Genomic DNA, 11092 nt, shown 5'->3' with positions numbered 1-11092 from the left:
AGCTACGATATAGATTACGGTAGTGATGAACCTGTTTTATTCAGTAAAGATGATATACTGCTTGGTTTAGATTTGACGGCACATTTATTCCCATATTTAAATAATCAAATTAGTACAATTCGAAAGAGTGGCGCTTTTGTTTACTATGTGGTTTACGACATAATTCCGTTATTGCATCCTGAATGGACAGATATGAATGTTCGTGCGGCGTTTCCTGTATGGTTGAAATCGATTGCTGAAAATTCTGATGGTCTCGTTTGTATATCAAATAGTGTCGCACAAGAAGTAGGCTCTTATTTAAATGAACATAAAGATTCAATCGCTCGAAATCCTTATCTTGAATTGAAATATTTTCATTTAGGTGCTGATATTTCTGCAAGTAAACCATCTATTTGCCGGCCAGATAATGCTATTGAACTGTTGGAAAAATTAAAAGTACAGCCTACTTTTCTTATGGTAAGTACTGTTGAACCCCGTAAAGGACATGAGCAGGTTCTTCTTGCTTTTGAAAAATTATGGAATGATGGTATATTTTGTAATCTTGTTATTGTGGGAAAAAAGGGATGGGGAGTAGATCATCTTATTGAAAGAATTGAAAATCACATTCAAAAAGATCGGAATTTGTATTGGTTGAATAATATTGGTGACGACTTTCTTTCAGAATTATATGCCGAGACTAATGCGCTTATTGTAGCGTCCTATGCGGAGGGTTTTGGATTACCCATAATAGAGGCAGCTCAGCAAGAATTGCCAATCATCGCTCGTGATATACCTGTGCTACGTGAGATTGCTGGTGACAACGCATTTTATTTTAGCGGAAATGATCCTGACTGTGTTTATTCAACACTTAAAGATTGGATGGAAATGGAAAGGAATGGCACTATTCCTGATTCAAGGAATATTAACTGGTGTACATGGGAGGAAAGTACAGTACAATTACTGCAACAACTTCCATTAGTAAAATAAAACTGGATATAGTTATTAGGAGTAAGTATGAATACGGCAGTTATTACAGGCATTACTGGTCAGGATGGCGCTTATTTAGCCGAGTTATTGCTAGAAAAAGGTTACAAAGTATTTGGCACTTACCGTCGTACCAGCTCAGTTAATTTCTGGCGAATTGAAGAGTTAGGATTAAAAAACAACCCTAACCTCCATCTGGTCGAATATGATTTGACAGATTTGTCATCGAGCATACGTTTACTTCAGGAAAGCAAAGCGACCGAAGTTTACAACCTTGCGGCTCAGAGCTTTGTAGGTGTTTCTTTTGACCAGCCATTGACCACTGCTGAAATTACAGGTATCGGTCCGGTAAACCTGCTAGAAGCTATTCGCATCGTTAACCCTAAAATCCGCTTCTATCAGGCGTCTACTTCAGAGATGTTTGGTAAAGTGCAGGCTATTCCGCAGAAAGAAGATACACCTTTCTATCCGCGTAGCCCGTATGGCGTTGCAAAGTTGTATGCTCATTGGATGACCATTAACTACCGTGAGAGCTACAACATTTTCGCATCAAGTGGGATTCTGTTTAACCACGAATCACCACTGCGTGGACAGGAGTTTGTGACCCGTAAGATCACAGATTCAGTAGCCAAAATTAAGCTCGGTAAGCTGGATGTGCTCGAGTTAGGTAACATGGACGCCAAGCGTGACTGGGGCTTTGCTAAGGAATATGTTGAAGGCATGTGGCGTATGCTGCAAGCTGATGAACCAGATACATTTGTCCTCGCAACCAATCGCACTGAAACAGTCCGTGACTTCGTTTCAATGGCGTTCAAAGCGGCTGACATTGAATTGCGCTTCGAAGGCAAAGATGACCAGGAAGTTGCAATCGATGTCGCAACTAATAAAGTGGTGGTTAAGGTCAATCCTAAGTTCTATCGTCCTGCTGAAGTAGAATTACTGATTGGTAATCCACAGCGTGCGAAAAATATTCTGGGCTGGGAACCAAAAACCACACTCGAAGAGTTGTGCGCGATGATGGTAGAAGAGGATTTACGCCGCAATAAACAAGGGTTCTCCTTCTGATATGACTAATGGCAAAAAAGCATTGATCACTGGGATCAAGGGCTTTACCGGCCAATATATGGCAGCGGATTTATCCGCTGCTGGATATGAAGTTTATGGTTTCGGTTCAACTCCCGCCCAAAATTCCTTACGTTATTTTCAGATTGATCTTACCGATCCAGCACAGGTTAAAAATGCTATAGACAGTATTCAGCCAGACGTTATTGTTCATCTTGCTGCGATAGCTTTTATTAGTCATGCTGATCCCAACGCATTCTATAATGTGAACCTTTGTGGTACGCGTAACTTATTACAGGCTCTTAGCGAATCAGTAAAAAGGCCGGATGCAGTTTTGATCGCCAGCAGTGCTAATGTCTACGGTAATAACACGCCGGGGAAATTAGCAGAGTCGGTTCCTGCCAGGCCTGCAAATGACTATGCGGTAAGCAAGCTTGCTATGGAGTATATGACCAGTCTGTTTTATGATAAATTGCCAGTTATCATTACCCGGCCATTCAATTACACTGGTGCCGGTCAGGCAGGAGATTTTCTGATTCCGAAAATCGTCAAACATTTTCGTGAGAGAAAAGATGTCATTGAACTGGGCAACATAGATGTATGGCGTGATTTTTCCGATGTGCGAGACGTTGTTAAAATTTATACAGCGTTACTCCATTCCTGCTCATTTGGTAAGACTGTCAATGTTGCTTCAAGTAAAATGCACTCTTTAAGAGAAGTTATTGATCTTTGTGAATCATTAACAGGCCATGATATTAAGATTGAAGTTAATCCTGATTTTGTTCGGCCTAATGAAATAAAAGAACTTTGTGGCGATATCACTTTGCTTCGTAGCATAGTTGGTGAGACTACGTCTAAAATCCCTCTTAGAGATACCCTGAAATGGATGCTGGAAGCAAAGCAATAAACGTCGTTTACTCTACGGACTGTATTAAATACCCTTTGACCGGTATTGGCCGTTATGCGTTTGAGCTTGCTAAACAGATTCAGGAAAGAGAAAATGTTGCACTGACATTTCTCCATGGTACAGTGACTCGTGACTCACTTGCAGTCGCGAGTGAGTCTGCTGAATCGGTACAAACTCTCAAACGCAACTTAAAAAAAAGTAAAATCGTAAGCGATATATATCGCCTGACTTTTCCGCTGATGAAAATGATGGCGTTAAGAAATTATAAAAATCACATATTTCATAGCCCGAACTATTATTTGCCTCCTCGTGTGAACCACTGCGTCGCCACTTTTCATGATCTTTCGGTATTCCACTGGCCACAGTTTCATCCTGCTGGTCGTGTTCATCTTATGCAAAAAGAGTTAAGAAATACTGTTTCGCGCGCATCAATGTTGATCACTGATTCTTATTACACAAAGAATGAGTTAAAAGATTTCTTTGGTATCGAAGATAATAAAATTGCCGTAGCCCCTCTTGCTTGCAATGTTCAGTTCCGTCCCCGAGATGAAGCCGATACCAAATACGTACTTGAGAAATATAATCTGAAATGGCGACGTTTCTTTCTTTATACGGGCACTATTGAACCAAGAAAAAATATTTTGACGTTATTAAAGGCTTATGACCGGTTGCCCGCTACTGAAAAGTCTGCTTTCCCGCTGGTAATTAGTGGTTATAAAGGTTGGGGAAATGAGCAACTCTTTAGACTTTTCGATAAGGGTGAGAGAGAAGGGTGGTTAAAATATTTAGGTTTTGTTCCGGGTAAGGATCTACCAAGTTTATTCAGTGCTGCGACGACTTTTGTATTCCCTTCAATTTATGAAGGATTCGGCTTACCGGTACTTGAAGCAATGGCATCAGGAACGCCTGTAATTTGCTCAAATGCAACCTCGCTTCCCGAAGTGGCTGGAGATGCAGCATTAATGCATGAACCTGGCGACATTGATGCTTTGACGACCTACATCCATATGATGATTGAAAGCGCTGATGAAAAGCATCGTATGATTGATTCGGGATTGGCGCGTGCCCGGCAATTTTCATGGTCACTGTGTGCGGATAAAACCATTGAAGCTTATGAGCAGGTCGCAAAATACATATGATTAAAGTTCTACACTGTTATAAAACCTACTACCCTGATACTTTTGGCGGTATAGAACAGGTTATTTATCAGCTCGCAGAAGGTGGTTTTAAATCTGGTATTGAATCTGTTGTTTTTACTCATAGCCCCGAATTTGAAAAGAAAAATGATAGATTGGATAACCATCAAATTCATCGGGTGAAAACGCAATGTGAGTTTGCCTCAACGCCATTCTCTTATTCAGCCATACAGGAATTCAGGGAACTTGCTCATGATGCAGACATTATCCATTACCATTTCCCCTATCCATTTATGGACTTTATGCATTTCGCTGCAGGCATAAAAAAGCCATCAGTAGTGAGTTACCATTCTGATATCGTTAAGCAGAAGGTGTTGCTGAAACTCTATACTCCATTAATGAATCGTTTTCTTTCTAGTGTTGATCGGATTGTTGCCGCATCCCCAAACTATGTTGAAAGCAGCCCGATATTACAGCAGTTTAAAGAGAAAGTTGAGGTTATTCCTTACGGTCTTGATAAGCAGTTTTATCAAAATAACGATCCTACCGTTTTGCAAAAATGGCATGCAAAATTTCCGGATGGCTTCTTCCTATTCATTGGAACATTTCGTTATTACAAAGGCCTGCATATCTTAATCGAGGCGGCAAAAAATAGCCTTTATCCCATCGTCGTCGTGGGTGCAGGTCCTATTGAGGCTGAGCTGAAAGCCCAAGCGCAGCAACTTGGCGTGGACAATATCTACTTCTTGGGTGCGCTGGAGGACAGTGAAAAGTCTGCCTTGCTGCAGTTATGTACCTGTCTGGTTTTTCCGTCACATTTACGTTCCGAAGCGTTCGGCATATCTTTGCTAGAGGGCGCACTCTATTCAAAACCGCTAATCTCAAGCGAGATTGGAACCGGAACAACCTTTATCAATATTGATCGTGTCACCGGATTAGTCGTCCCTCCGTCCAACCCTGTGGCATTAAGAAAGGCAATGGATCAAATATGGCAAAATCCTGACATGGCCATGACTTACGGTGCCGCTGCGCTGGCGCGCTTTGAGGCGCTTTTCACGGCCGACAAGATGATTGAAAGTTATACGGAACTCTATAAATCGTTGTTACAATCTGATTTTTAAAGAAATAACTTTAATTCAAGTATCGCACCAATCATTACCCTTTATCGGTAATCCTGAGTTAACATATCGGTCACTTATAGAATGGTGTTACCAGTAACACTATGTGAGACCTCAGACAGGAGTATGTAATGTCCAAGCAACAGATCGGCGTTGTAGGTATGGCAGTGATGGGCCGTAATCTGGCTCTTAACATTGAGAGCCGCGGTTACACTGTTTCTATCTTCAACCGTTCTCGCGAGAAGACTGATGAAGTCATCGCGGAGAACCAGGGCAAGAAACTTGCTCCTTTTTACACCGTTGAAGAGTTCGTTGAATCGCTGGAAAAACCACGCCGTATTCTGCTGATGGTGCAGGCTGGTGAGGCGACTGATAAAACTATCGCTTCTCTGACTCCGCATCTTGATAAAGGCGACATTCTGATCGATGGCGGTAACACCTTCTATAAAGATACCATTCGTCGCAACAAAGAACTGTCAGACCAAGGCTTCAACTTCATCGGTACCGGCGTTTCCGGCGGTGAAGAGGGTGCATTGAAAGGTCCTTCCATCATGCCTGGTGGTCAGAAAGAAGCATACGAGTTGGTTGCCCCAATTTTGGACAAAATCGCTGCGCGTGCTGAAGACGGTGAAGCTTGTGTTGCTTACATCGGTCCAAACGGCGCTGGTCACTATGTGAAGATGGTTCATAACGGCATTGAATATGGCGACATGCAGCTGATCGCTGAAGCTTATGCGCTGTTGAAAGGCGCATTGGGTCTGAACAACGAAGAGTTGGCTAAGACTTTCACTGACTGGAACAATGGTGAGCTGAGCAGCTACTTGATCGACATCACCAAAGATATCTTCACCAAGAAAGATGAAGACGGTAAATATCTGGTTGATGTGATCCTTGATGAGGCAGCTAATAAGGGCACCGGTAAGTGGACCAGCCAGAGCTCTCTTGACCTTGGCGAGCCACTGTCACTGATCACCGAATCAGTATTCGCTCGTTACCTGTCTTCCTTGAAGACGCAGCGTGTTGCAGCTTCTAAAGTACTGAGCGGTCCGCAGGCTAAAGCTTTCACCGGTGACAAAGCGGAGTTTGTTGAGAAAGTACGTCGCGCACTGTATCTGGGCAAAATCGTTTCATACGCTCAGGGCTTCTCTCAGTTACGCGCTGCTTCAGAAGAGAACAACTGGGACCTGCACTACGGTGAAATCGCCAAGATCTTCCGTGCTGGCTGCATCATCCGTGCTCAGTTCTTGCAGAAGATCACTGATGCGTACGCAAGCAACGCGGATATCGCAAACTTGTTGCTGGATCCATACTTCAAAAACATTGCTGACGAATACCAGCAGGCGCTGCGTGATGTTGTTTCTTACGCGATTCAGAACGGCATCCCGACTCCGACCTTCTCGGCAGCCATCGCCTATTACGACAGCTATCGTTCAGAAGTTCTGCCAGCTAACCTGATTCAGGCTCAGCGTGACTACTTCGGTGCGCATACTTACAAGCGCATTGATAAAGACGGTGTTTTCCACACTGAGTGGCTGGACTAATAGCAGAGAGGCTTCCTTCGGGAAGCCTCAATTTTTTACCCCACCAGCAACTCTCCCTCTCTACCCGCATTTTCCCCCGCCAACCGCACCACCAGCATCCCCGCCGTAGCAAACTTCATCAGGTTCCTTGCATACAGCACCCCACCAAACTCTGCCACTAGCGGCGTCACCTGGTCGGTAATCGGGTCCACAATCTCTGCCACTACTTCCCCCGGCTTAATCCACTCGCCCAACTCACGGCGATTCAACAACAGCCCAGAATGCGGCGCATGGATATACTCACAACCCGCCAGCGGCGTTGCAGGGTTGATCAGAGCAGGGGACTCACCCACGTCACCCGCAATGTAGCCACCCTCAATCAAGGCATTAATAATCGCATCCGCATCCTTCTCCGCCTGTTCTGGCGACACATCCGCCACACCTCGTAATTCCAGCGTTACCGGCAACAAACCCCGTGGCATCGGATACTCACTACCAAACCGTTCAGCCAGCGTCAGCCATGGCTCGCAGCAGGCTTCATCAAACGGCTCGCCGCCTGAAATCTGCGCCAGCAGCTGTACTTCGCTACCTAACCAACGCGCTAAAGGCTCAATGTCCTGCCATGCGTGCGGCGTGGTGTAGAGATGTGGCAATGCATCCCAGTCACAGTGCAAGTCAATCATCAAATCGGCCTGGCTGGCCATTCGCATCAACGTGAAGCGCTGCGCATCCAGTTCGGTTTTAGCAATGCGATCGCGATAATGGCGATCAATGGCATCACGGATCAGCCGCTTGTTTTCATACTCGCTTTGCGTCAACGAACCGGCCAACTCTTCAGCCAGGGTATCGCCTAACGCCGGGAAACGGCGATTGAAATCCTGACCTGAAAGCGTATGGAATCGGCCCAAATGGCTGCCGTGCCAGTGTTGCCCCATAGCCAGCGGATTTGCCACCGGCACCAGCGTAATTTTGGATTTGAGCTGCCCGGCCGATTCCAGTGCCAGCAGCTTGTGTTTCAGATACCACGCCACCGCCATACCCGGCAGTTCATCACCGTGCAGTGCCGCCTGAATGTAGACGCGCTGCTGGGAATCGGTACCGAAATGAAAGCTGACGATTTCGCGCTGTGTACCGAGGGAAGCACTTAACAAGGGATGATGTTGTTGTTGCATGGCGCGGTCGATGTCCTGTATCTACGGCACGCTGAACGTCGTGCCTGATTAATTTTATTGACTGGAATTATAGTGCTGCTGTGAAAATGAGCGGGTATGAAGCCGCTAAATTTGCGCTTGCTCATGTTAGCCGCGCGAACAGGGCGGCCTGAAGACCGCCCCTGCATTGATTAATGCTGGATCGAGATATCGGTGGCGAAGTACTTCTTCTGGATCTTGTCAAAAGTGCCGTTTTTCTTGATTTCAGCAAAGGCGTTATCAAGGGCTGTTTTCAGCTCTTCATCACCTTTACGCAGTCCAATCGCTGTACCTGGACCGATAATCGGGTCTTCCACAATCGGGCCAGCCAGCTCGAAATCTTTGCCTTGCGGATGTTTCAGGAAGCCGTTAGCTGCCTGTGCTGCATCGGTAAATACCACATCCAGACGGCCAGAGATCAAATCACTTTCAACCTGTGCCTGATCGCCATAAGGCACCACGTTCACGCCGTGTGGCTGCCATTTTGCCAGTGCATAGCGCTCCTGCACGGTTCCCTGCTCAACACCAACCGTTTTGCCTTTCAGCGATTCAGCCGTTGGCAGCAGGCCAGAGCCTTTGCGTGCAATTAATTGGGTGTGCGTATCATAGAGCGGCACGGTGAAGTCGATCTGTTTCAGACGCTCTTCAGTAATACCCATATCCGACAGGATGGCATCAAACTTGCGAGCTTTCAGCGCTGGAATCATGCCGTCGAACTGGCTCTCAACCCACACGCATTTGGTTTGCATCTGCTCACACAGTGCGTTGCCCAGGTCGATATCAAAACCCACCAGTTTGCCCTGCGGGGTTTTGGATTCGAAAGGAGGGTAGGTTGGATCAACAGCGAAGCGTACTTGTTCAATCTTTGCCTGTGCGCCAAATGCGCAACCTGCCAGCACAGCCAGCGCCAGCGTCTGACGCAGGCGGGCAGTAAAACGAGAACTTGCCATAATTTCGGTCTTCTTTTTCGTGATGTGGAATAACGCAGAGTACCGATCACTGTCCGCCATGGCAATTAGCAGATTATTTTCATGACGTTACCATTATGCATGGTGCGATAATCCGCCACACTCAGTACCACTGATTTTTCCAGCAGACCCGCGTTAAAGGCGATTTCGTCGTAGCGTTCAAACAGCAGCGGGTCGACGACCAGTTGTAGATCAGGATGGAAGCTGAAAGGTGGAATAGCACCAAACACGCAGCCGGTTAACGCATCCACTTCAGCCGGAGAGGCTAACGAAGCACGACGACCGCCAACCGCTTCGGCCACTTTGCTCAAATCCGCCTGTTGATCAGCCGGCAGAACCGCCAGCACATGCTGTTTGATACCGTTACCTTTGACATGGCACACCAATGCTTTGGCGCCTTGTCCCACTTCCGTCCCGCGAATCTCAGCAACAGCTTCACATTTTCCAGTCGCGGGATGTTCCATCACGCGATAACGGGCGTTGTGCTGGTCGAGCAGGACGATCAGTTTTTCATGAGTGGTCATCAGGGGCTCCCTGTTGAGTAAGATTGCTGAGTAATTCCTGCATCATATGTTTTTGGCGTGGCAGCAAGCCCAGTTTCAATCCCAGAGGTTTAAATACGCGATTCAACGTAGTCAGCGTAATACTTTCTTTGTCCAGCTCAATGTCAGATAACGTGCGACGACTGATGCCCGCTAAGCTGGCATAGCGTTCCTGTGAAAACCCCAGCACCTTTTTACGAAGCTGCATTAAGAGTTGGCCATGAGTTAACTTCTCCTCAATAAATTGCTGAAGAAGGCCTAGCAGCATCACTTCTCGCTCAAAAGGCGTCATCGATTTCTTCATATTTGCCACCCCGCGATACGTTCTTCGAGATAGTTAAAACCAATGCCTGGCATTTCCAGAATTGACTGTGGTACACCCCGAGCGGCAAGGCGGGATTTTAACCCAGCGAGCTTGCAGGTTAACTCACGCAACGAATTGAGTAATGAGGCTTCAGGGATAAACTCGTTGAGCTGTTGAGCAATCAACTGCCAATTGTAATGGCCACCTTCTTCGTAAGGTGAACCCCATTGAGTCGTTCGCACCACGCCCTCTGGATCGGCTTTCATTGGTGCGAAGTCATACACCGGTGCAAGCCACATGCCTGATGGTTTCTTTAGAATGGCACTATTACGCCCATGATTATCTGAATTACCAAATGCAACATTGAGCATGTCACGTTTGACCCATTCACTGACCAATTTTTCGCGATCTGCACCCGTCAAGGCTAATCGCTCAACCAGGCAGCGAATGACCTCAAAATGATTGAGATAACTGCCCGGTGGTTTTTTCATTAGCGAATAGATGGACTCAAGCCCGTATATGACTTTTCTGTTTTCAACAAACGCAATATCAAAGCGTGGTAGCCAAAGAGAGGGGTAACGTTCACCTTCACATAGCAACATCTCCTGCGTATCAATCGTCTCGACACCCATAGCCTGTAACTCATGGTAGAAATGATATTCTGCGCGCAGGATATCGCAGTCGATTGGGCTTCGTGTACCACGCGGATACTTAACCAGATAAGGGGTATCCCGGTTCAGATGATCATCCTGCCAGGTATCAATCCACACTTCGCTGTTTGTATTCCGTCGTAGCAGCAGTTTTGGCGCTTCCCCTCCCGCACCTGTTGCCCCGCCGCTGGCGGCCCCCATCTGTTGCGCATATTCAAGAAAATCACTGTCTCTCTCAATCGCCCATTCGGCAGGAAAGCGGCGAGTCTTGAGTTGGCTATTTTCAGGAAGTTGGGGTAGGGAATCTTTGATGCGTAAATTTCCAACTGGCGCAATTGTGCCGGATTTCAATAGCGCATAATCTTGCTCAGCTGAAGATTTACCCTGTAAACCAAGATGCTGAATCCAATAACGTCGGCTTGCTCCCGCTGGGACAATATCATCCAGGAAACCAAACCAAGGCTGCGCAAAGTGGCTGCCTATCAGCATTACGGGATAATTCAAACTACAGCTAGCGATATCGTTTCGATCGAGCTGTTCAGCTGCATAGTTGAAGTCATACGCAAGAAGTGCTGCGCTTTCACGACCTTTAGAGGGATCTTTAACATTAAGCTCGCCAACGTCGTGCCAGTTTCCATCAAGGTAGAGCTGTAGAATAAGCATGCTAACCTCCATTGAGCAGTATATTGCTCAATTCTAGCTAGCTTTGATTTTTTTGAGAAGTATGCTGCT

General features: G+C 46.3%; 11 protein-coding genes. 6 read left to right on the top strand and 5 right to left on the bottom strand.

The genetic code is table 11. The features are described from left to right. The 6 genes from JK231_RS23915 to gndA all read left to right on the top strand — a co-directional run. The coding region (locus JK231_RS23915) for a glycosyltransferase family 1 protein (protein WP_211729780.1) at nt 1-966 on the top strand (966 nt) is incomplete at its 5' end. A 27-nt stretch (nt 967-993) separates the two neighbouring features. Beyond that, a complete protein-coding gene (gene gmd / locus JK231_RS23910; RefSeq protein WP_211729779.1) occupies nt 994-2028 on the top strand; it encodes a GDP-mannose 4,6-dehydratase in 1035 nt (344 codons plus the stop codon). A 1-nt stretch (nt 2029) separates the two neighbouring features. Continuing rightward, the gene (locus tag JK231_RS23905) at nt 2030-2932 is read left to right on the top strand and encodes a GDP-mannose 4,6-dehydratase (protein WP_211729778.1); all 903 of its coding nucleotides are present in this window, start codon (nt 2030-2032) and stop codon (nt 2930-2932) included. Next, the gene (locus JK231_RS23900) at nt 2908-4071 is read left to right on the top strand and encodes a glycosyltransferase family 1 protein (RefSeq protein WP_211729777.1); all 1164 of its coding nucleotides are present in this window, start codon (nt 2908-2910) and stop codon (nt 4069-4071) included. The genes JK231_RS23905 and JK231_RS23900 overlap by 25 nt, the downstream gene beginning before the upstream one ends. Beyond that, a complete protein-coding gene (locus JK231_RS23895; RefSeq protein ID WP_249221818.1) occupies nt 4068-5189 on the top strand; it encodes a glycosyltransferase family 4 protein in 1122 nt (373 codons plus the stop codon). Before JK231_RS23900 ends, JK231_RS23895 begins: the two co-directional genes overlap by 4 nt. Before the next feature lie 128 nt (nt 5190-5317). Then, complete coding sequence (gndA, locus tag JK231_RS23890) at nt 5318-6727, top strand: NADP-dependent phosphogluconate dehydrogenase (protein WP_211729776.1); 1410 nt, start codon at nt 5318-5320, stop codon at nt 6725-6727. 35 nt (nt 6728-6762) lie between these two features. On the opposite strand, the gene JK231_RS23885 is transcribed toward gndA, so the two are convergent. From JK231_RS23885 to JK231_RS23865, 5 genes are all read right to left on the bottom strand, one after another. Then, on the bottom strand, nt 6763-7878 hold the full coding sequence (locus JK231_RS23885) for a succinylglutamate desuccinylase/aspartoacylase family protein (protein WP_211729775.1): 1116 nt from the start codon (nt 7876-7878) through the stop codon (nt 6763-6765). A gap of 170 nt (nt 7879-8048) precedes the next feature. Continuing rightward, a complete protein-coding gene (locus JK231_RS23880) occupies nt 8049-8846 on the bottom strand; it encodes an ABC transporter substrate-binding protein (protein WP_160832717.1) in 798 nt (265 codons plus the stop codon). Between the two features lie 65 nt (nt 8847-8911). Further along, a complete protein-coding gene (locus tag JK231_RS23875) occupies nt 8912-9388 on the bottom strand; it encodes a YbaK/prolyl-tRNA synthetase associated domain-containing protein (protein WP_160832718.1) in 477 nt (158 codons plus the stop codon). After that, on the bottom strand, nt 9375-9710 hold the full coding sequence (locus JK231_RS23870) for a helix-turn-helix domain-containing protein (protein WP_160832719.1): 336 nt from the start codon (nt 9708-9710) through the stop codon (nt 9375-9377). Before JK231_RS23870 ends, JK231_RS23875 begins: the two co-directional genes overlap by 14 nt. After that, nucleotides 9707-11023, bottom strand: coding sequence for a HipA domain-containing protein (locus tag JK231_RS23865; protein ID WP_097116670.1), 1317 nt, complete (start codon nt 11021-11023; stop codon nt 9707-9709). Before JK231_RS23865 ends, JK231_RS23870 begins: the two co-directional genes overlap by 4 nt. Nucleotides 11024-11092 lie beyond the last annotated feature (69 nt).

Origin of the sequence: Pantoea sp. JGM49 (assembly GCF_018257655.1) — a bacterium.
GTDB classification, from domain to species: Bacteria; Pseudomonadota; Gammaproteobacteria; order Enterobacterales; family Enterobacteriaceae; genus Pantoea; species Pantoea communis.
Note: the sequence above shows the minus strand (reverse complement) of the source record. Positions and strands in the feature narration are given on the sequence as shown.